The organism is Amnibacterium kyonggiense (genome assembly GCF_004364555.1).
Taxonomy (GTDB): domain Bacteria; phylum Actinomycetota; class Actinomycetes; order Actinomycetales; family Microbacteriaceae; genus Amnibacterium; species Amnibacterium kyonggiense.
In genome coordinates, this window is record NZ_SOAM01000002.1 from 97,341 (window position 1) to 118,582 (window position 21,242).

Annotated in this window: 15 protein-coding genes and 1 pseudogene; 11 read left to right on the forward strand and 5 right to left on the reverse strand. The window is 76.9% G+C overall.

All coding sequences use genetic code 11. The features are described from left to right. Positions 1-3: 3 nt before the first annotated feature. Together CLV52_RS08845 and CLV52_RS08850 are read right to left on the reverse strand one after the other, a co-directional pair. A complete protein-coding gene (locus CLV52_RS08845; protein ID WP_133766004.1) occupies positions 4-1,647 on the reverse strand; it encodes an ABC1 kinase family protein in 1,644 nt (547 codons plus the stop codon). Positions 1,648-1,661: 14 nt separating this feature from the next. Continuing rightward, positions 1,662-2,111, reverse strand: coding sequence for an Hsp20/alpha crystallin family protein (locus CLV52_RS08850; RefSeq protein WP_133766005.1), 450 nt, complete (start codon positions 2,109-2,111; stop codon positions 1,662-1,664). Between the two features lie 164 nt (positions 2,112-2,275). Between CLV52_RS08850 and CLV52_RS08855 the strand changes: the two genes are divergently transcribed. From CLV52_RS08855 to CLV52_RS08880, 6 genes are all read left to right on the forward strand, one after another. Next, entirely contained in the window at positions 2,276-3,115 is an 840-nt protein-coding gene (locus tag CLV52_RS08855; RefSeq protein ID WP_133766006.1) for a hypothetical protein, read from the forward strand. A 107-nt stretch (positions 3,116-3,222) separates the two neighbouring features. Then, positions 3,223-4,782 carry a cytochrome ubiquinol oxidase subunit I gene (locus tag CLV52_RS08860; protein ID WP_133766007.1) on the forward strand — a complete coding sequence of 520 codons (1,560 nt, stop codon included), beginning with the start codon at positions 3,223-3,225 and terminating at the stop codon, positions 4,780-4,782. 31 nt (positions 4,783-4,813) lie between these two features. Beyond that, positions 4,814-5,836, forward strand: a complete 1,023-nt coding sequence (gene cydB / locus CLV52_RS08865) for a cytochrome d ubiquinol oxidase subunit II (RefSeq protein ID WP_133766008.1) — start codon at positions 4,814-4,816, stop codon at positions 5,834-5,836. After that, positions 5,833-9,081 carry a thiol reductant ABC exporter subunit CydC gene (cydC, locus tag CLV52_RS08870; protein WP_133766009.1) on the forward strand — a complete coding sequence of 1,083 codons (3,249 nt, stop codon included), beginning with the start codon at positions 5,833-5,835 and terminating at the stop codon, positions 9,079-9,081. The genes cydB and cydC overlap by 4 nt, the downstream gene beginning before the upstream one ends. A gap of 74 nt (positions 9,082-9,155) precedes the next feature. After that, the gene (locus tag CLV52_RS08875) at positions 9,156-10,574 is read left to right on the forward strand and encodes a DUF4389 domain-containing protein (protein ID WP_133766010.1); all 1,419 of its coding nucleotides are present in this window, start codon (positions 9,156-9,158) and stop codon (positions 10,572-10,574) included. Then, positions 10,571-11,455: a universal stress protein gene (locus CLV52_RS08880; RefSeq protein ID WP_133766011.1), complete on the forward strand. Its 885-nt coding sequence runs from the start codon at positions 10,571-10,573 to the stop codon at positions 11,453-11,455. The genes CLV52_RS08875 and CLV52_RS08880 overlap by 4 nt, the downstream gene beginning before the upstream one ends. Here CLV52_RS08880 and CLV52_RS08885 read toward each other — a convergent pair. Then, positions 11,449-11,862: a BON domain-containing protein gene (locus CLV52_RS08885; protein WP_162850775.1), complete on the reverse strand. Its 414-nt coding sequence runs from the start codon at positions 11,860-11,862 to the stop codon at positions 11,449-11,451. The two genes, CLV52_RS08880 and CLV52_RS08885, sit on opposite strands and share 7 nt — an antisense overlap. Before the next feature lie 153 nt (positions 11,863-12,015). On the opposite strand from CLV52_RS08885, the gene CLV52_RS08890 reads away from it, so the two are divergent. Then, complete coding sequence (locus CLV52_RS08890) at positions 12,016-12,894, forward strand: universal stress protein (protein ID WP_133766013.1); 879 nt, start codon at positions 12,016-12,018, stop codon at positions 12,892-12,894. An 87-nt stretch (positions 12,895-12,981) separates the two neighbouring features. Beyond that, positions 12,982-13,845, forward strand: a complete 864-nt coding sequence (locus CLV52_RS08895; protein ID WP_133766014.1) for a slipin family protein — start codon at positions 12,982-12,984, stop codon at positions 13,843-13,845. Here CLV52_RS08895 and CLV52_RS08900 read toward each other — a convergent pair. Further along, the gene (locus tag CLV52_RS08900) at positions 13,744-16,197 is read right to left on the reverse strand and encodes an HAD-IC family P-type ATPase (RefSeq protein ID WP_133766015.1); all 2,454 of its coding nucleotides are present in this window, start codon (positions 16,195-16,197) and stop codon (positions 13,744-13,746) included. The two genes, CLV52_RS08895 and CLV52_RS08900, sit on opposite strands and share 102 nt — an antisense overlap. Before the next feature lie 295 nt (positions 16,198-16,492). On the opposite strand from CLV52_RS08900, the gene CLV52_RS08905 reads away from it, so the two are divergent. After that, positions 16,493-17,389, forward strand: coding sequence for an alpha/beta fold hydrolase (locus CLV52_RS08905; RefSeq protein WP_133766016.1), 897 nt, complete (start codon positions 16,493-16,495; stop codon positions 17,387-17,389). A 204-nt stretch (positions 17,390-17,593) separates the two neighbouring features. Here CLV52_RS08905 and CLV52_RS18900 read toward each other — a convergent pair. Beyond that, positions 17,594-18,130: pseudogene (locus CLV52_RS18900) on the reverse strand (glycosyltransferase family 2 protein); the annotation flags it as partial. Positions 18,131-18,201: 71 nt separating this feature from the next. On the opposite strand from CLV52_RS18900, the gene CLV52_RS08915 reads away from it, so the two are divergent. Continuing rightward, entirely contained in the window at positions 18,202-19,152 is a 951-nt protein-coding gene (locus CLV52_RS08915; RefSeq protein ID WP_246018048.1) for an alpha/beta hydrolase, read from the forward strand. Positions 19,153-19,315: 163 nt separating this feature from the next. Then, entirely contained in the window at positions 19,316-21,214 is a 1,899-nt protein-coding gene (locus CLV52_RS08920; protein WP_133766018.1) for a heavy metal translocating P-type ATPase, read from the forward strand. Positions 21,215-21,242: the final 28 nt, after the last annotated feature.

Consider the following 21,242-nt stretch of genomic DNA (forward strand, 5'->3'; position numbering starts at 1 on the left):
CGCTCAGCGCCGCCGGCGGCTCCAGGCGAGGTAGGCGCCGAGCACCCCGACGGCGCCGAGCCCGGCGTCGAGCAGCGACCGGGACAGCGCGCGGTCGCGGCCCGGCACCGGCCCGAGCAGCTGCCCGACGCCGGTGATCAGGGCGGCGGTGACGACGCCGACGACGAGCCGGTCGCCGACCCGCTCGATCCGGCCGACGAGCGGCTCGAGCTCGTCCGCGCGGAGGTGGACGGCGATGCCGTCGGCGTCCAGCCGCGCGAGCGCCTCCCGCACGTGCTCGGGGAGCTCGACGCCGAGCGCGGCCGCGTCGGCGGCGGCGCGCAGCAGCCGACGCAGGAGCGCCGAGGCGGACGATCGGCGTCGGACCAGCCGGGCCGCGTACGGCCGGAGCGCCGCCCCGAGGTCGAAGTCGGGCTCGAGCCGGGCGCCGATGTCGTCGACGATCAGCAGCGCGCGCACGAGCAGTGCGACGTCCGGCGGCAGGCGCAGGCGGTTGCGGCGCAGCAGCACCATGAGCCGGAGCAGCAGCGGCGTCATCCGCACGGCACCGAGCGTGCGACCGGTCCAGGTCCGCATGAACCGCGCGACGTCGTCGCGGAGCGTGCCGGGACCGGTCGCCCGAGGCCCCGAGCACAGGGCGGTCAGCGCCGCGGCGCACTCGCCCGCGTCCCCGCGGGCGAGTGCGACGAAGAGGTCGGCGAGGCGGCGCTGCACCGCCTCGTCGAGGCGACCGACCATCCCGAAGTCGATGAGGGCGATCCGGCCGTCCGGCTCGACGAAGAGGTTGCCGGGATGCGGGTCGGCGTGGAAGAACCCGTCGACGAAGATCATCCGCGCGAGCGCGTCGATGGCGGTCGCGATCACCGCCCGGCGGTCGACCCGCTGCGCGTCGAGCGCCGCGAGGTCGTCGACCTTGATCCCGCGCATGCGGTCGAGCGTCAGGACGCGCGACGTCGACGTCGACCGGTGCACGGCGGGGATGCGGATCCTCGGATCGCCGGCGAACGCGGCGCCGAACCGCTCCGCGTGCTCCGCCTCCCTGCGGTAGTCCAGTTCCGCCCGCAGCGACCGGCCGAACTCGGCGGCGAGCCCCGGGAGGTCGTGCTCGCGCGCGGCCCGCCACCGCCGCGCGGCGCGGTCCGCCAGGTCCTGCACGATGTCGAGGTCGACGTCGACGAGCGCGACGACGCCCGGCCGGCGGACCTTGACGACCACCTCCGTCCCGTCGTGCAGCACCGCGGCGTGCGCCTGGCCGAGGGAGGCGCACGCGAGCGGGACGGTGTCGAACGCGCCGAACAGCTCGTCGACGGGCGCGCCGAGCTCGTGCTCCAGGACGACGCGGACCTCGTCCCACGGCACCGCCTCGGCGGCGTCCTGCAGGCGCTCCAGTTCCGCGACGTACTCGGGCGGCAGCAGGTCGCGCCGCATGGACAGCAGCTGACCGAGCTTGACGAAGGTCGGCCCGAGCTCCTCGAGCGCCGCGCGGACCTCCCGCGCCCGGGCGCTCCGGCTCGTCGGCCGGCCCGCGTCGACCGCGTCCTCGTCCGGGTGCCGCCCGACGCCGAGGCCGGCGGCGAACCAGCCGAGACCGTGACGCCCGAGCACCGCGGCGATGCGCCGGTAGCGCTCGCCGTGCTCGGGCGTCATCGCGGCGGCTCGCCTCAGGCGGCCGTCGCGGTCGCGGGAGGCGTGGCCCCGATCTCGATGCGCTTCGGCGCCGGCAGCGACTTGAACGGCACCGTCACGGTGAGGACCCCCTGCTCGAAGGCGGCGGCGATGTGCTCGGTGTCCGCCTCCTCGGGCAGCGCGATCCGGCGGTAGACGCTGCTCGACGTCTCGCGGACGACGTACCGCTTCTTCCGGTCCTCCTCCTTCTCGTGCCGCTCGGCCTGGATGACGAGCGCGTCGCCGTCGAGGTCGATCGAGATGTCGGACCGCTCGAAGTCGGGCAGGTGCGCCTCGACGGTCAGCTTCGAATCGTCCTCCGTCCAGACGTCCATCGCCGGCAGGCGGGCGCCGCGGAACGGCGTCGTCCAGCCGTCGCCGAACAGCTGCTTCTGCAGGTTCGACAGCTCGAGGAACGGGTCGAACCTCGCGAGGTTGCGGGACATGCGTGCTCCTTCCTTCTCCGCCGCAGGACGCGGCGACCGCACCGTACGGAGGCGGCGGCGACCGCTGCAGGGCCTTTGGTCCGCGGCGCCGCGGGGGTCGAAGGCCTCTCGCCGCCCGCCGACGGGGCCGGGAGCCTCATCGTCGACGACCAGGAGGAGGCCGCATGGGCAGGATCGGCACCGTCGCGGGATGGGACGGGTCGGCGGCCGCCGACGGCGCCCTGGCGTGGGCGGCGGAGCACGAGTCCCGTGCGGGCGGGGCGCTGCACCTGCTGCGCGTGCTCGGCCTGGAGGGCGGTGCGGAGCCGGTCGAGCGCGTCGCCGCTGCGCGGGAGGCGCTGAGCGCTGCGACGACCGCGGTGCAGGACCGGCATCCGGGGCTCGAGGTCGTCCCCGAGCTCAGCGTCGGCGACCCGATCCGCGAGCTCGCGCGCGCCGCCGGCGGCGACCGGCTGCTGGTGCTCGGCGCGTCGGCCGTCGGCCGTGCGCGTCGGTCCGGGTCGCGGCGGATCCCGATCGCGCTCGCCGCGCGCCAGGAGGGCACGACCGCGGTCGTGCCGATCGGCCTCCGGCCGCCCGGCGGCGTGGTCGCCGTGGTGAGCGCCCGCGAGCACAGCCGTCCGACGATCGACTTCGCGGTCGCCGCGGCGGCGGAGCGCGGGGAGCCGCTGACGATCCTCCGCCTGCACGACCCGCACGATCTGGAGCTCGACCCGCCCGGCGCCCTGCTCGCCGCCGAGGTGGACCGGATCCGCGATCGAGCGCCGTCCGTCGACGTCCGCGTGGCGCGGGGCTGGGTGAGCACCCCGTACGGGCTCCTGTCCCGGTCCGACGCCGCCTCGCTGCTCGTGCTCGAAGGCGCGCGGCCGAGCGCCGCACCGCCGCGCTACAGCTTCGAGCGCTTGCTCGCCGGCCAGGCCCGCGCGCCGTTCGTCGTCGTGGCGAGGCCCAGCCCGCCCGTCGCGACGACGGTGGCGGCCGCGAAGCTCGCGCTCGCCGTCTGACCCGACGCCGGCCGACCGGTGACCTAGGTCCCTAAGCGCGGACCTCCGCTCACCGGAAGCGTACGGGTGAGCCGGACGGGCCGGCCGCTTCGCAGGAGGAACCGAGAGTGGACCCGCTCGACATCGCGCGCTGGCAGTTCGGCATCACGACCGTCTACCACTTCCTGATGGTGCCGCTGACGCTGGGCCTCGGACCGGTGGTGGGGTTCCTGCAGTGGCGGTGGGTGCGCACGGCCGACGAGCGCTGGCTCCGCCTGACGAAGTTCTTCGGGAAGCTCTACCTCGTCAACTTCATCGTCGGCGTCGCCACCGGCATCGTGCAGGAGTTCCAGTTCGGCATGGCCTGGAGCGAGTACTCGCGGTACGTCGGCGACGTCTTCGGGGCGCCGCTCGCGATGGAGGGCCTCTTCGCGTTCTTCTTCGAGTCGACGTTCCTCGGCCTCTGGATCTTCGGCTGGGGACGGCTGCCGAAGCGGATCCACCTCGCCACGCTCTGGATCGCGGTGCTCGGGTCGATCGTCTCCGCCTTCTTCATCATCGTGGCGAACTCGTGGATGCAGCACCCCGTCGGCGTGCGGCTCGTGGACGGTCGTCCGCGCCTCGTGGACATCTGGGCGGTCCTCACGAACAGCACCGCCCTCGCCGCCTACGCGCACACGATCACGGGCGCCTTCGCCGTCGCCGGCGGCTTCCTGCTCGGCATCGCCTGGTACCAGCTGTGGCGGCGCCGCCACGACGGCATCGACGTCGTCCGGGCGGACCGGACCCTCCACATCGGCAGCGACCCGGACGACGCCGGGCGGGACGTCGCCGACCACGCGGTCTGGATCCGCGCCCTCCGGATCGGCGCCGTCGTCGCGATCGTCGGCTTCGCGGGCGTCGCCGTCACCGGCGACCTGCAGGGCAAGCTCCTGTTCCAGCAGCAGCCGATGAAGATGGCCGTCGCGGAGGCCGCGTGCGAGACCGGCACGGGCTTCTCCGTGCTGTCGATCGGCGACGTCGGATCGACGGACTGCACCGGCGTCACGGCCGTCATCGAGATCCCCGGCCTGCTCTCGTTCCTCGCGAACGGGGACACCACGACCACGGTCGAGGGCGTCAAGGACCTCCTGCCGGCGTACCAGGCCGAGTACGGGCGCACGCTCCCGAAGGGCCCGTTGTACGGCGCCCGGTCGGGGCGGCCCGTCGACTACGTGCCGGACATGCAGGTCACCTACTGGGGGTTCCGCATCATGATCGGCTTCGGGGGCGTCGCCGCCTTCGCGGCGGCCGTGGCGCTCTGGCTCACCCGCCGCGGCACGGTGCCCGCGTCCCGCTGGCTGGCCCGCCTCGCGGTCCTCGGCATCCTCGCGCCGTTCGGCGCGAACGCGGCCGGGTGGATCTTCACCGAGCTGGGTCGGCAGCCGTTCGTCGTCGCACCGAACCCCACGCCCGGCGGGGTCGACGGCGTGTTCATGTTCACGGCGGCCGCCGTCTCGCCGGGGGTCACGAGCGGGGAGCTGCTGTTCTCCCTGATCGGCCTCGCGCTCGTCTACGCCGTGCTGCTCGTCGTCGAGGTCGTCCTGCTCGTCCGGTACGTCCGCGGCGGCGTCGCCGCGGCGATGCCGGAGCTGCGGCGCGAACCCGCCCACGACGAGGACGACGACGTGCTCGCGTTCGCCTACTGATCCCGACCCCTCCGACCCGAAGGACGCCGCCGTGCTGCCCACCGTCTGGTTCGTCGCCATCGCCGTGCTCTGGCTCGGCTACCTGCTGCTCGAGGGGTTCGACCTCGGCGTCGGGATGCACATGCTCGTCACCGCGCGGTCGGAGGGGGAGCGGCGGGTCATGCTGAACACGATCGGCCCCGTCTGGGACGGGAACGAGGTGTGGCTGCTCGTCGCCGGAGCCGGCACCTTCGCCGCGTTCCCCCTCTGGTACGCCTCCCTGTTCTCCGTGCTGTACGTGCCGCTCACCCTGGTGCTGCTCGGCCTCATCGCCCGCGCCGCGGCGATCGAGTTCCGCGGGAAGGTGCACGACGCCCGGTGGGCCCGCGCCTGGGACCTCGCGATCGGCATCGGCTCGGCCGTCACCGCCTTCGGCATCGGCGCCGGACTCGCGCTCACGACGACCGGGCTGCCGATCGACGGCAACGGCGACCGCGTCGGCGGACCGTTCGCCTGGCTGAACGGCTGGGCCGTCCTCGGCGGGCTCGCCGTGGTCGGGTTCTGCCTGGTGCACGGCGCCGCGTTCCTCGCGCTGAAGACGGACGGGTCGGTGCGGCGCCGCGCGGGACGCCTCGTCGTACGCGGTGCGCCCGTCGCCCTGCTCCCGATCGTCGGCTGGGTGCTCGGGGTCGGCCTCCTGACCGGCGGCGTCGTCAGCTGGGCGCTCGTGGTCGTGGCCGTCGTCGCGATCGTGTTCGCCTGGCTGCGCGCGCGGTCGGGCCGGGAGGGCTGGGCCTTCGTCGGCATCGCGGCGTTCCTCGCCGCCGGCGCCGGATCGCTGTTCGCCGCGGTGTACCCGGTCGTCCTGCCCTCGACGATCGATCCGGCGTGGAACCTGACCGTCGCGAACGCGTCGAGCAGCCCGTACACGCTCGGCGTCATGACGGTGGTCGCGGCGTGCGGGCTGCCGCTCGTGCTCGCCTACCAGGCGTGGTCGTACTGGGTGTTCCGGCGCCGCATCGACGTCCGGCACATCCCGGGGCTGCAGGAGCAGCCGGTCCTGCTCCACCGATGAGCGGCCGGAACGGACCGCTCGCCGCGGCGTCGCGCGGCACGGTCGCGCTGCTGGTCCTCGCATCGGCCGTCCGGGCGGTCGGCACCGTCCTGCTCGCGGAGGGCGTCGCCCGCGGCGTCGCCGCCGTCGCCGCGGGCACCGGCGACTGGCGCCTCGCCGTCCTCGCCGGCGGCCTGGGCGCGCTCCTGCGCGCCGCGGCCGTCTGGGCCGGCACCGCCGTCGGCGCCGCGACCGGCGCGGAGCTCGCCGGAGGCCTCCGGCTGCGGATCGGCGCCAGGGCGCTCGGGCCCGGCGCCCCCGACGACGCCGTGCTGCTCGGCGCGCACCGCCTCGACGACCTGCAGCGGTACTGCACCACGGTGCTGCCCGCGCTCGTCGACGCGGCCGTCGTCCCGCTCGTGCTCGGCACGCGGATCCTCCTCGCGGACGCGGTGAGCGGCGTGATCCTCGCCTGCACGCTGCCGCTCGTCCCCGTCTTCATGGCCCTCGTCGGCCTGCACACGCAGGATCGCGTGGAGGCCGCGACCGCGGCGCTGGAACGGCTGGCGGCGCACCTGCTGGAGCTCGCCCGCGGTCTGCCCGTCCTCGTCGGCCTGGGACGGATCGACGAGCAGGCGGCGGTGCTGCGCCGCCTGGCGGACGAGCACCGCCGCCGCACGATGGCGACGCTGCGCGTCGCCTTCCTCTCCTCCCTCGTCCTGGAGCTGGTCGCGACGATCTCGGTCGCCGTCGTCGCGGTCGTCATCGGCATCCGGCTGCTGTCCGGCGACCTGCCGCTCTGGGCCGGTCTGCTCGCGCTCGTGCTCGCCCCCGAGTGCTTCTCGGCGCTGCGCGACGTCGGCGCGGCGTTCCACGCGGGCGACGCCGGGCTCGCCGCGTACGACCGAGCGCGAGCACTCCTCGACGCGCCGGCGGCCGAGGTCCCGGTGCGCACCGGCGACGCCGCCCTGGACGGGCTCATCGTCCGCCACCCCGACCGGGAGCCGGCGATCGCGGGGCTCGACCTCCGGCCGGTGCCCCTCGGCATCACGGCCGTGGTCGGTCCGAGCGGGAGTGGGAAGTCGACGGTGCTCGCCGCCTTCGCCGGCCTGCTCGTCCGGCGGGGCGCCGTGGTCACCGGGACGGTCACGGTCCCGCCGGGCGGCGCGGCGTACCTGCCCCAGCACCCGACGGCGACCGCCGACACGCTCCTCGCGGAGCTCCGGCTCTACGGCCCGCTGCTCACCGACGCGCGCCTGCGCGGCCTGCTCGGGCTCGTCGGACTCGAGGCGGTCGCCGGGGAGGACCCCGGGCGGCTCAGCCCGGGGGAGCTGCGGCGCCTCGGCGTCGCGCGGGTCGCCGCCCGGGTCGAGTCCGGCGCGGACCTCGTGCTGCTCGACGAGCCGACCGCGTCGCTCGACCCGGCGCACCGGACCGCGGTCGAGCAGCTGATCGCCGGACTCCGCGGCCGGGCGACGGTCGTGCTCGCCACGCACGAGTCGTCGACCCTCCGGCTCGCCGACGCGGTGGTCCGACTCGGGGGAGCGTCGGCGACCCCGACGGCCGAGGCGGAGGCCACGGACGCGGCGGTCGGGACTCCCGCCACCGCCGCCGTCCCGGACCCCGTCCGCCGGGCGGGGCTCGGCGGCATCGGGGCGCTGCTGCGGCCCGTGCGCGGGCGGCTCCTCGGGTCCGTCGCGCTCGGGACCGCGACCGCGGCGGCGGCCGCCGCGCTCACCGCCGTTTCCGGGTGGCTCATCGTCCGCGCGGCGGAGCACCCGCCGATCCTGCTCCTCGGCGTCGCCATCGTCGGCGTCCGGTTCTTCGGCCTCGCCCGGGCCGCGCTCCGCTACGCGGAGCGGCTCACCACGCACGACGCCGTCCTCCGGATGGCGGCGCTCCTCCGGGACCGGCTCTGGCGGGGCCTCGCCGCGCACGGGGCGAGGTCGCGGAAGCTGCTGAACGGCGCGACCGCGCTCGAGCTGCTGGTCGTGACGGTCGACCAGGTGCGCGACCTCGTGCCGCGCGTGCTGCTCCCGCCGGCCGTCGCGGTCGTCGTCGCCGTCGCGGCGTGCACGACGACCGCCCTCCTCGTCCCCGCGGCCGCCGCGGTCGTCGTCGCGGGGACGCTGATCGCCTTCGTGGCCGCCCCGGCCGCCGCCCTCCTCCTCGACGGCCGCGCCGAGTCGCGGGCCGTCACCGTCCGGGCGGCGCTCGCCCGACGGTTCGCCGCCATCGTCGCCGCCGCCGACGACCTCGCCGGGAACGGCGTCGGCGGGGCCGCGCTGGCCGTCGTCGAGGACCTCGACGAGCGACTCGTCCGCCTCGACCGGCGGGGGGCGATGGCCAGGGGCGTGGCGGGCGCGCTCGTCGTGCTCGGCAGCGCCGTAGCCGCGCTCGGCGCGCTCGCGGCCGGTGCCGGCGCGTCCGCCCCGGCACCGCTCGTCGGCGTCGTCGTGCTGCTGCCGCTCGCGCTGCCCGAGGCCGCCCTGGCCCTCGTCGACGCCGCGCGGCGCGCACCGGCGCTCGCGGCGGCGTGGACCCGGCTCCGTCCCGTGCTCCGGCGTCCCGCGCCCGCCGGCGTGGTCGATCTCGACGGTCCGCTGCAGGTCGCGGTCCTCGACGGCGTCGCCGCGCGCTGGACGGAGGAGGGCCCGGCCGTGTTCCACCACGTCGACGCGACCCTCCTCCCGGGACGCTGGCTGCGGATCGAGGGACCGTCCGGATCCGGCAAGTCGACGCTGCTGTCCGTGCTGCTCGGCAGCCTGTCCCCATCGGCGGGCCGCTACCTGCTCGACGGCGTCGACGCCGCGGACGCGGGGCCCGCCGCGGTCGCGCGGCAGGTCGCGTGGCTGCCGCAGGACGCGCACGTCTTCGACTCGAGCGTGCGGCGCAACCTGCTGCTCGGCGCGCCGGGCGCGCCGGACGCGGCGCTGTGGGACGTCCTCGACCGGGTGGGACTCGCGGCCCTCGTGCGCTCGCACCCCCTCGGTCTCGACATGCGGGTGGGGGCCGGCGGCCGCGCGCTCTCGGGCGGTCAGCGCGCGCGGCTCGCGCTCGCGCGCACCCTCCTGTCGCCCGCGCGGCTCGTGCTGCTCGACGAGCCGACCGCGCACCTCGACGCCGAGACGGCCGCCGCGGTCATGGGCGAGCTGCGCCGCCAGCTCGCCGATCGGGCGGTCGTGCTCGTCTCCCACCGGCGCGACGACGCGGAGGTCGGCGACGACGTCGTGACCCTCGGCGCGCCGTCCGTGCTCCGGTCCTGAGCCGCAGGCCCTTCGACCCTCCTCCGTCGCGCGCGCCCCGGCGACGCTGGGCGGAGCAGGGGAGGGAGCCCGCCATGACCACGTCCGCACCGGCGACGACCGCGCCCACCGGCCGCCCGCACCGCACCTCCGCCGGCGGCGTGGTGCTGGTCGTCGTCGGCGTCCTGCTCGTCGCGATCGCCACGAGCGTCCTCGCCGCGGCCCTCGCCGTCGGCGCGCGGGATCCGCGCGGCTGGTTCACGTCGCCCACCGCGTCGATCTCGACGGGGACGGTCGCGGTGACGACCGCCGACGTCGCCGGGATCGGCACGCCGGTGCCCGCGCTCCCGGTCGACCTCGGCCGGATCCGCATCCGCGTGCAGGGCGACCGGCCGCTGTTCGTCGGCATCGCGCCGCGCGAGGACGTCGATCGGTACCTGTCGGGCGTCGCCCGCACGGAGGTCGTCGGCGTCGAGAGCCGGCCGTTCCGCGTCGACTACCGCGACGTGCTCGGGTCCAGGACGCCGGACCCGCCCACCGCGCAGGACTTCTGGGTCGCCCGGGCGACGGGGACGGGGTCGCAGGAGGTCGTCTGGCCCGTCCGCGCGGGCCGGTGGGCCGTCGTCGTCATGAACGCGGACGCCACCGCCGGCGTCACCGCGCGCGTGCAGGCGGCGTACGCCACGGATCTGCTCGCCCCGCTCGTCGCCGGTGCGGCCGCGACGGCCGGCGTGCTGCTGCTCGTCGGCGTCCCGCTGCTGCTCACCGGCACCGCCGCGGTCGGTCGCGCGCTCGACCGCGACGCCGCGCCCGAGCCCGGGCAGGGGCCGCCCGTCGTCCTGACCGCGCGGACGGACGCGGCGCCGTCCCGATGGCTGTGGCTGGTGAAGTGGCTGCTCGCCGTGCCGCACCTCGTCCTGCTCGCCGGCCTGTGGATCGCGCTGACGGTGACGACCGCGGCCGCCGGCGTCGTCGTCCTGTTCACCGGACGCTACCCGCGGTCGTGGTTCGCCTTCGACGTCGGGGTGCTCCGGTGGAGCTGGCGCGTCGCGTTCTACGGGTACGCGGCGCTCGGCACGGACCGGTACCCGCCCTTCGCGCTCGCCCCGCGCGACGACTACCCGGCCGACCTCCGCGTCGCGCGGCCCGAGCGGCTGACGAACGGGCTCGTGCTCGTGAAGTGGTGGCTGCTCGCCGTGCCGCACTACCTGGTCCTCGCGGCGCTCACCGGCGGCTGGCTGCTCGTGCCCACCCCGTGGCCGTGGAGCGGCGCCTCACTCAGCTCGGGGATCTCCGTGCTCGGCGTCCTGGTGCTCGTGACGGGCGTCCTGCTGCTGATCACCGGCCGGTACCACGCCGGGCTGCGGGACCTCGTCGTCGGGATCGACCGGTGGGCGTTCCGGGTCGCGGCCTACGCCCTGCTCCTGCGCGACGAGTACCCGCCCTTCCGGCTCGACCAGGGCGAGGACGAGCGGACGACCGCGTCCGCAGCGCCGGCCGGAGGGCCGCGATGACCTCCACGGCCGGTCCGCGACCGGACGCCGTGCCCCTCGGCACGCGGCGCGAGCGCGTCGTGCTCGCCTCCGACGAGTCGCCCGGCACCATCGCGGCTGCGCGGTGGCTGGCCCGTCGGTCGGAGCGGCGGCCGCTGGCGATCGAGGTCGCGGTCGTCGCCCGTGGGCCGCACGGGGAGGACCGCACCGGACCGGGCGCCGAGGCCGCCGAGGGCGTCGCCTGGGCCGTCCGGGAGTACCTCGACGCGCGGATCCCGAGCGCCCGCACGACGATCCGGGTCCTGGACGGCGGGATCGCCGCGGCGCTGACGCGCGAGGCGGGCGGCGCCGATCTGCTCGTGCTCGGCTGCAACCGCACCGCGGTGTGGCAGCACCTGCCCCTCGCGACCCGGGCCGTCCGCGTCGCGGAGCGTGCGGCCGTCCCGACGGTCGTGGTGCCGGCCTCCTGGCGACCCGGGGACGGCGTCGTCGTCGCCGCCCTCGGTGCGGAGGACGTCGGGCCCGTCGTCGACGCCGCCGCCGAGGAGGCGGAGCGCGCCGGACGCGGCCTGCAGCTCGTCGGCAGCGCGATGATCCCGTGGCTGACGGCCCCGGCCGCGCTCTGGCTGCCGGCCGGCGAGCGGACGGACGCGGCCGGCGACCGGCCGGTGGACGCCGCCGCGGAGCGCGTCCGGGCCGCGCACCCGGGACTGACCGTGGGGACGGACCTGGCGCGCGACGGGCTGCTGCCCTCGCTGCTCGAGCACGCCGCGAGCGCCGAGCTGCTCGTGATCGGCGTACCGACCGGCCCGCGGTTCGGCTCCGTCCTCCGGGGCGTGCTGGAGCACGCGCCGTGCCCCGTCGAGGTCGTGCCGGTGCCGCGGGCGGCCCGCGGTCAGTAGCGGTCGGCGCGGATCCAGTCCTGCACGTACGCGACGCCGGGCGCGGCCCACGCTGCGCGGGACGCGACGCGGCGCGCGGCGGTGTCGGCGGCGCGGCCCCGCAGGGTCACCATGTCGCCGTCGGTGCGGACCAGCACGCGGGCGTCCACGGCGGCGGCGTCCAGCGCCGCGCCGACCCGCCGCGCGACCTCCTCGGACCGCTCGGGCGCCACGCACGCGCGCGCGCCCGGCACGACGGTCTCGTCCGCGACGGCGGACGCGCGGACGTCCGCCAGCGCCGCCTCGACGGCGCGGCCGAGCTCGGCGATCGACGACGCGGTGCCGGTCAGCACCGTCGTCCCGTTCCGCTCGAGGACGGTCACCCCGTCGACCCGGACGCGTGCGGACCCTCCGGATGTCGTGCTCACGACGCCCCCTCTCGTGCCGACCGCCAGTCGACCGGCGGCGGCCGTGCGCGGCCAGGGGCGAAGGACTCAGGCGCCGCCGGTGCGCGGGACCAACGGCCCTCCCGAGCGCGACGGGCCCCGCCGATCCTGCGACGAGGACACGAGGAGGAGCCCATGACGGAGGCGCGGACCGAGGTCGCCCCGCCGGCGCGGGTCGACCATCCCGAACGCGTGCTGCTCGTGGCGGACGGCGGGCTCGCCGGGATCGCCGCGACCCGCTGGCTCGCCGACCGCGCGGCACGGCGGCCGATCGCCGTGGACGTGCTCGACGTCCTCCCGCCGGACGCGCCGTCGGACGGGGACGGCCCGGGGTCGGCGAGCGCCGAGGCGGGGGAGTCCGCCGCGCAGGTGCAGGACCTGCTGACCCGGCTCGCGCCGGGGACGCCCGTGCGGTCCGAGGTCCTCCGCGGCGATCCGCTCGACCTCGTGCGGGACCGCATCGACCGCGCCGACCTCGTGGTGGTCGGCAGCAACCGCGCGTCCGCCGGCCGGCTGCGGCTCGCCGGGTCGTTCGCCGCCCGGATCGTCGACCGCTCCTCCCGGCCCGTCGTGGTGGTGCCGCGCGGATGGGAGCGGACGCGGTGGCCGATCCTGCTCGGCGTGGAGGGCGACGCGGCCGACGACCGCGCCGTCGCCTTCGCCGCGGCGGAGGCGGAGCGGGAGCGGCGGCACCTCGTCGTCCTGCACGCGTGGCGCCTCGTGCACCTGGGCGCGCCGCCCCCGCGGCTCGACGGCCGCGCCGCCGAGCACGCCGCGGATCGGCTGGAGGCGGTCGTGGCGGGGATCCGCCGGGACCACCCCGCGGTCGGGCTCACGCCGATGCTCGAGCGGGAGTCGGCGGCGCACGTGCTCGATCGGCTCGGCCGGGGGTGCGCGCTCGTGGTGCTCGGCAGGCACGGCGCGGACCGACCCGACCGCGCGCTCCACCGCTCGATCGGCGCGCAGGTGCTCGACCGGCTCGACGCCCCGGTCGCGATCGTCCCGAGCGGCTGACGCGGCGGACCTTCGGCCCTGGTCCCCGCCGCCCGCGACCGCAGGCTCGGGTGGAGCGGACGGACGTCCGGACGGGAGGAGCCGAGGATGAGCGCGCTGTGGGCCTGGCTGATCGCGGGAGCGGTGGTCGTCGTCGTCCTCCTGATGCTGTCGATCCGCGTCGTGCGGCAGTACGAGCGGGGCGTGCACTTCCGGCTCGGCCGGATCGTCGGCACGCGCGCTCCCGGCCTCCGGCTGATCGTCCCGATCCTCGACCGGCTGCAGATCGTGTCCCTCCGCATCGTGACCCTTCCGATCCAGTCGCAGGGCATCATCACGAAGGACAACGTCAGCGTCGACATCTCCGCGGTCGCCTACTTCCGCATCACCGACCCGGTCGCCTCGATCGTGCAGGTCGAGAGCGTGCAGGCCGCGATCGACCAGATCGCGCAGACGACGCTGCGCAAGGTGGTGGGCCAGCACACGCTCGACGAGACGCTGGCCGAGACCGACGTCATCAACGGCGACATCCGCGTGATCCTCGACGCGACCACGACGGCGTGGGGCGTCGAGGTCACCCTCGTCGAGCTGAAGGACATCCAGCTGCCGGAGGGCATGAAGCGCGCCATGGCGAAGCAGGCGGAGGCGGAGCGCGAGAAGCGGGCGAAGATCATCGCCGCGGACGGCGAGGCGCTGGCGGCGACGTCGCTCGGCGCCGCGTCCGACACGATGGTCCGCCACCCGCTCGCCCTGCAGCTGCGGAACCTGCAGACGCTCGTCGAGCTCGGCGTCGACAAGAACACGACCGTCGTGTTCCCGGCCCCGCTCATGAGCACGATCAGCGAGCTCGCGACGTTCCTGCGGCGCGAGTCAACGGCCCTCGCGTCGACCGTCCCCGACACGCCGGAGGGGGCGCACGCGGCCCCGCCGCGGGAGCCCGGGCACGCCGGCGTCGACCACCTCGTGGGCTGAGGCGCACGACCACCGCGCCACGAGCTCGATCGCGACCGCGCCGCTCCCGGCGACGGGCAGCACGACCGCCAGCAGGGCCGGCGTGCCGGGCTCGAGCGCGAGGAACGCGCGGACCGGCTCCACCACGACGAGCAGCGGCACGAGGCCGAGGACCGCGGCGACGACGAGCGCGCGCGGCACGTCGATCGGGCGGGAGCACACGGCGAGCGTCCAGGCGCCGATCAGGCCGAGCACGAGCACCGACGCCGTCGACACGTCCGGCGCGGCCAGGAGGTCGACGACCCGCAGCACCTGCAGCGACACCAGGGCGAGGACGACGACGAGCCCCGCCGGCACCGCGAACCGGAGCGCCCGGCGCAGGAACCCCGGCCGGTACCGCCGCTCGTTCGGCCGGAGGGCGAGCAGGAAGGCGGGGATCCCGATCGTCAGCCCGTCGAGCACGGACAGCTGCCGCGGGAGGATCGGCAGCGGCCACGCCGCCACCGCGAACACGAGGGGCAGGACCACCGCCCAGCTCGTCTTCGCGAGGGCCAGCATCGTGAGCCGCTCGATGTTCCCGAGGACGCGACGGCCCTCGCCGACGACCTCCGGCAGCCGGTCGAACCGGTCGTCGAGCAGGACGAGGCCGGCGACCGCCTTCGTCGCGGGCGGCGCCGCACTCATCGCGATCCCGAGGTCGGCCTCCTTGAGGGCGAGCACGTCGTTCAGGCCGTCGCCCGTCATCGCGACGACGTGCCCCTCGGCCTGCAGGACCCGGACGATGCGCCGCTTGTCCTCGGGCGCGACCCGGCCGAGCACCCGGTGCCCGTCGAGCAGGGCCGCCAGCGCCGCGTCGTCCTCCGGCAGCCCGCCGGCGTCGACGGGCGCGCCCGCCTCGAGCCCGGCCCGGCCGGCGACGGCGGCCGCCGTGCCCGGGTCGTCGCCGGAGAGCACCAGGACCCGCACGCCCTGCCGTCGGAAGAAGGCGAGCATCGGGGCCGCCTCCGGCCGGACCGTCTCGCGGAACGTCAGCAGGACGGCGGGCCGCAATCCCGGCGGCGGGGACGCGGCCGCTCCCCGCTCCGACGGCAGCGGCGCGTCGGTCGTCGCAAGGAGGACCGTCCGCAGACCGTCCCGCGCGAGCGCCGCCGCGCGCCGGGCGACAGCGCCGCCCGGCAGCACCGCGCTCGGCGCACCGAGCACCCAGGTCCCGCCACCGGGCAGGCGCACCGCGCTCCAGCGCCGCTGCGAGGAGAAGGGGACGGATCCCGTCGGGGCGGGCCCGCTCCCGACGGGGAAGGCCGGTCGGAGGGCGCGGGCGGTGCGGTTCGCCGCCTCGTCGGCCCCGAACCACCCGAGCGCCGCGCGCCAGCCGGGCGGCGGCTCGCCCTCGACCGGATGCGCGGCGTCGAACGCGATCGAGCCGTCCGTCAGCGTCCCGGTCTTGTCGATGCACAGGACGTCGACCCGCGCGAGCACCTCCACGCAGGCGAGGTCGCGGAGGAGGACCCGGCGCCCCGCCAGGCGCACCGCGCCGGCGGCGAGGGCCAGGTTCGCGAGCAGCACCAGCCCGAGCGGCACCATGGCGATCCCCGCGCCGACGGCGACGACGGCGGCGTCGCGCCACGCCCCGCTCGAGATCGCGGCCGCCCAGCCGCCGTGCGCGCGCATCTGGCCGTCGACGACGACGACGAGCAGCGGGAGCAGCGCGAAGGACAGCACGCGCAGCACCCGCCCGAGCGCGGTGCGCACCTCGGAGGGCGTCGTGCGCCACCGGCGGGCGGCGGCGGTGAGCCCGCCGGCGAAGGTCGCGCCGAAGGTGCGGTCGACCCGCGCCAGCGCGCCGCCGCCCGTGACCGACGACCCGGCCGGCACGCGGTCGCCCGGCGCCTTCTCGACGGGCTCGGCCTCGCCCGTCAGCAGCGACTCGTCCACCTCGAGGCCCTCGGCGGTCACGACGACCGCGTCGGCGACCACCCCGTCCCCGGCGCGGAGGACGAGGAGGTCGTCCAGCACCACGTCGTCCGCCTCGACGTCCACCGCGCGGCCGTCGCGCAGGACGCGGGCGCGCGGGGCGGCCACCACGGCGAGCCGGTCCAGAAGGCGCTTCGCGCGGACCTCCTGGACGATGCCGATCGCGGCGTTCGCCACCGCCGACAGGCCGAAGAGCGCGTCGCGCCAGGCACCGATGGCGAGCAGCAGCACGAAGCCGGCGGCCACCACCGCGTTGAAGAGCGTGAGCAGGTTGGTGCGGAGGATCGCGACGACCGTCCTGCTCGCGCGGCGCGGAGCCGCGTTCGTCAGCCCCGCGGCGACGCGGTCGCGCACCTCGGCGGCGGTCAGGCCGTCCGCGCCGGGCGCCGACGCCGGCATCAGCGGGCTCCGCGGCGTCCGCCGGGCGCGAGGACACGCACGCGACGAGGCTGGCGGCGGGGCGGTCCCCGACACAGTGCCGAAGGTCTCTGTGGTGCGGCCGTCGCCGCTGCGTCACAGTGGGACCGCGCCGGCCGCGGAGGACCCGATCCGCGACGTGCACCTCGCCCAGGGTGCGGCGCAGGGGCGGCGGCTCGTGGCGCGACGCGGGCCGCCGCCCACCGCCCGCGCCGGACGCGGTGCGCGGGGACCAACGACCCTGCCGCGCCGCCCCGGCAGCGGCTGGCATGCGACCGTGCGCGCACCACTCGTCCCCCTCGACCCGGAGGACGCCGCGCTGCCCGACGTCGACTGGACCGCGCTCCCGGACGGCGTCGCACGCAGCTCGCGGGTCGTCCCGTCGGGGCGGCTGGCCGGGCTCTGCGCCGGGCCGCGCGACGCGGTCCGCGTGGTGCTGGCGCCGGGCATCACCGGGTCGAAGGAGGACTTCCGCTTCCTCCTGCCCGTGCTCGCGGCGCGCGGCTTCCGCGCCGAGTCGTTCGACGCCGCCGGGCAGTACCAGTCCGCCGCGGCGGGCCCGGAGCACCTCGGGCGCGGGCGGTCGTGGGACTACGACCTGTTCGTCGACGACCTGATCGCGGTGATCGAGCAGGGCGGGACGCCGGTGCACCTGCTCGGGCACTCGTTCCAGGGCGTGGTCGCCGAACGGGTCGCGGTCGCCCGGCCGGACCTCGTCCGCTCCCTGTCCCTGCTCTCCGCGCCGCCCGTCCCCGGGGACGCCCTGGCGGCGACCCGCCCGTTCGGCGCCGCGAGCCGCTCCATGCCGGCGGGCGCGCTGGCGGCGCTGATCCGCTCGACGATCCGCGGGAACGTCCAGCACGTGCCGCCCGCGCGGCAGCGCTTCGTGGTCGAACGGTTCACGTGGACGCGGACCGACGCCCACGCCGCATCGGTCGCCCTACTGCGCCGCGTCCCCGACCTCCGGGCCGCGCTCCGCGCCACCGGCGTCCCCGTCCTCCTCGCCGTCGGCGAGCACGACGTGTGGCCCGTCGAGCTGCACCGTCGGTACGCCGAGGAGCTGGGCGCCGTCCTCCGCGTCTACCCGGGCGGCCACAGCCCGTGCGAGACGGCGCCACACGCGCTGTGCCGCGATCTGCTCGCGCTCTTCGAGACCGCGCAGCGGCCCGCGTGACCGGCCGCTCGGTGCACCCGTCGCGAGGTACCAGCGCAGCCGGAGCCGCAGCAGGCCGGGGTCCCGGTTCGCAGCGGCCAGCGTCGTCGCCGTCATCCGGATCTGGCCGCGGGCGCCTCCCGGGCGCACGAACGAGCGCGCGGAGACCCCGACGGACAGCCCGGGGTCGTACCGCACCGCCGACCCGGGCGGCAGCCGCAGCGACAGGTCGAGGTCGTCGTGCACGTCCGCCCGGTCCCGCAGCACCGCGCGGGCCGTGCGCGCCCAGACCGCGGACCGGATCGCGAAGTTCGAGCCGTAGAGGGGGACGTGCCCGAGCAGGGCCGCGATCAGGCGGAAGTAGCCGACGGTGAGGGACAGGCGGCCCAGCGACCGGACGATCGCCGACCCGCCGTAGAACCGCGCGGCGCCGCTGACCGCGGCCAGGTCCCGGTCCGCGGCGAACGCGGCCTCGATCCGCTCCAACCAGTCGACGGGCGGGACGGAGTCCGCGTCGAGGCGGGCGATCACGTCGCCGCGGGCGGCGTCGAAGCCGGCCGCGGTCGCGCCCGGGATCCCGCGGACGCCCACCGTCACGATCCGCGCGCCGTGCGCGAGGGCGACGGCGGCGCTGCCGTCGCTGCTCCCGTTGTCCACGACCACGAGCTCGTCGGCCCGGCGGCGCTGCTGCTCGAGCGCCCGCAGGCAGCGCTCGAGCGGGCCGGCGTCGTCCCGCACCGGGATCACCACGGTCAGGAGCACGAAAGGGTCCGCCGTTCCGCTCGCAGCGATCCCGCACGGGCGGCCGTCCGGCGGCGCCTAGGGTGCGGCGCATGCACCCGTCGGCCCTGCTCGTCTGGATCTGGCGGCGCGTCATGGCCCGGGTGACGGTCCGGCAGGAGCGGCGCTTCGCCCGGCACCCCGTCGACGGCGTCCAGCGGGTGCTCGACGTGGCCTACGTCGACGACGGGGACCCGGAGCACCGCCTCGACGTGCTGCGCCCGGCGGGCCGGGTCGAGCCCGCGCCGGTCTACGTCTACTTCCACGGCGGCGGGTGGACGAGCGGCGACAAGTCGTCGACGGACCGCTACTGCGCCAGCCAGGCCGCGGCGGGCTTCGTCGTCGTGAACGCGAACTACCGGCTCGCATCCGGGCGCGACGAGTACCACATGCGCTGCATGGTCGACGACGCCAACCGGGTGCTCGGCTGGGTGCGCGACGAGATCGCGCGCTTCGGCGGCGATCCCGAGCGGATCGTCGTCGGCGGCGACTCGGCGGGCGGTCAGATCGCGGCGCTCGCCGTGGCCGCGGCGAGCAGACCGGACCTGGCGGCCCACTTCGCCCTGGACCCCGCGCTGCCGGCCGGCGCGGTCCGGGGCGTCGTGCAGCACTGCAGCTTCTCCGACGTCGGCCCCGCCGCGAAGCCGTGGTCGCCGGCGCTCGGCTTCGTGCGGCTGCTGCTGCCGCGCGGCGGCCGGGGCCTGAAGGGCGCCGCCTTCGCCGAGGCCGCGCGGTACCTGTCCCCGGTCGAGTGGATCGCCGCCGGGTTCCCGGCCACCTTCGTCTCGACCTCCGCGCGCGACTTCCTGCGCGCGTCGAGCGCCGCCCTCGTGGAGCGCCTGCGTCGGCACGACGTGCCGGTGGACTCGGTCGTGCTCGGCCGGCGCCACCGCCGGGCGGGACACACCTGGCAGCAGGACGCCTCCTTGCCGGAGTCGCAGCTCGTCTACCGGCGGCTGCAGGGGTTCCTCCGCCGGGTGACGGCGCCGCCCGTCGCGGTCTGACCCCGCGCCCCGGCGCGGGCGCGGCTGGTGGTCGATCACGCGCGCCAGGGTCGCCACCGGGCGGCGGGGACGACAGAGGCGGATGGCCCCACCGTGTGACCTCCGCCCCCTGCGCCGCGACCCGCGACCGGTGAGCGTGGGACGTCGTGTGGAGGGACGACGCATGACGACCACCGACGAGCGACCGCTCCCCGCGCCGATCGACGCGCTGCTCCGGTACCGCTGGGTCGTCGTCTGGGGCGTGCTGCTCGCCGTCGCGCTGGTGCTGCAGGCGTCCCCGGCTCGCGCGGCCGTGCCGTGGCTCCTCGGCGGCGGGTCCGCGATCGCCGCCGTGCCCGAGGCGGTGCGGATGATCCGGACGCTCCGCGGCGGCCGGGTGGGCATCGACGTGCTCGCGATCGCCGCCGTCGCGAGCACCCTGGCGGTGGGGGAGTGGTGGGCGGCCGCGGTCGTGGTGCTGATGCTGCTCGTCGGATCCGCCCTCGAGGAGTCCGCGGCGCATCGCGCCCGCGAGCGCCTCTCCGCGCTGATCGCCGACGCGCCCGCGATCGCCCACGTGCGGGTCGACGGCGGCGACCGGGACGTGCCGGTGGCCGACGTCGCCGTGGGCTCCTCGCTCGTCGTCCGGCCCGGGGAGACGGTCCCCGTCGACGCGGTGCTGGCGACGGCCGCCATGCTCGACCTCGTGCGCCTGACCGGCGAGAGCGTGCCGGTCGAGGCGGCGCCCGGCGACCGCGTCTCGAGCGGCGCGGTCGTGGTCGGCGCGCCGATCGCCTGCCGCTCGGTCGCGTCGGCGGTGGACAGCGAGTACCAGCGCGTCGTGCGCCTCGTCGCCGACGCGTCCGCGTCACGGGCGCCGATGGTCCGCCTCGCGGACCGGTACGCGCTGCCCTTCACGGCGCTCTCGGCGACGATCGCCGCGATCGGCTGGATCGTGTCCGGCGATCCGGTCCGGTTCGCCGAGGTGCTCGTCGTCGCGACGCCGTGCCCGCTGCTGCTCGCGGCGCCGATCGCGTTCGTCAGCGGCATCGGCGCCGCGGCCAGGTCGGGCGTGATCGTGCGCGACGGCGCGGCGATCGAGGTCCTGAGCCGCGTCCGCTGCGTCGCGTTCGACAAGACCGGCACCCTCACCGAGGGACGGCCGCACGTGACGGCGGTCCGAGCCGTCGACCGCGCGCCGGACGAGCTGCTGCGGATCGCCGCCGCCGTCGAGCGCGGGTCGGGTCACGTCTTCGCGGCCCCGATCGTCGCGGAGGCGGAGCGGCGCGGCCTCCACCCGCTCGCCGCGGAGGCCGTGACGGAGGCGGCGGGCGCCGGCGTCCACGCCGTCGTCGGTGCCGAGGACGTGGTCCTCGGCACCGCGCGGTTCCTGGAGGGGCTCGGCGTCCACCCGGCGCCGAGCGCGCCCGCGGCCGGGGAGAGCGTCGTCGACGTCGCGGTGGGCGGCCGGTTCGCCGGCGCCGTGCTCCTGGCCGACCAGCCCAGGGCGGAGGCGCGCGAGGTCGTGACCGCCCTGCGCGGACTCGGCGTCGAGCACGTCCTGCTCGTGACCGGCGACCGCACCGCGACCGCGGAGGCGATCGCGGCGCGGATCGGCATCGACGAGGTGCACGCGGACTGCCGGCCCGAGGACAAGGTCCGGGTCGTGCGCGACGCGCAGCCGCGCCCGGTCGCCATGGTCGGCGACGGGGTGAACGACGCGCCGGTCCTCGCCGCCGCGGACGTCGGCGTCGCGATGGGGGCGCGGGGCTCCGGCGCCGCGTCGGAGGCGGCGGACGTCGTCGTCCTCGTCGACGACCTGCGGCGCCTCGTCGACGGGGTGCGCGTCGCGCGGCGCACCGTGCGGGTCGCCCTCCAGGCGATCGGCGTCGGCATCGCGCTCAGCATCGGCCTCATGCTCGTCGCCGTCACGGGGGTGCTGCCGGCGCTCACGGGCGCGCTCCTCCAGGAGGTGGTCGACCTCGTGACGATCGTCCTCGCGCTGCGCATGGCGGGCAGCGTCCGCCGCGGCCGGGAGCGGGCCGGCGCGACCGCCGATCGCAGCGCCGTGCCGCGCGCGTGACCAACGACTCTGCGCGGGCGGCGCGGAG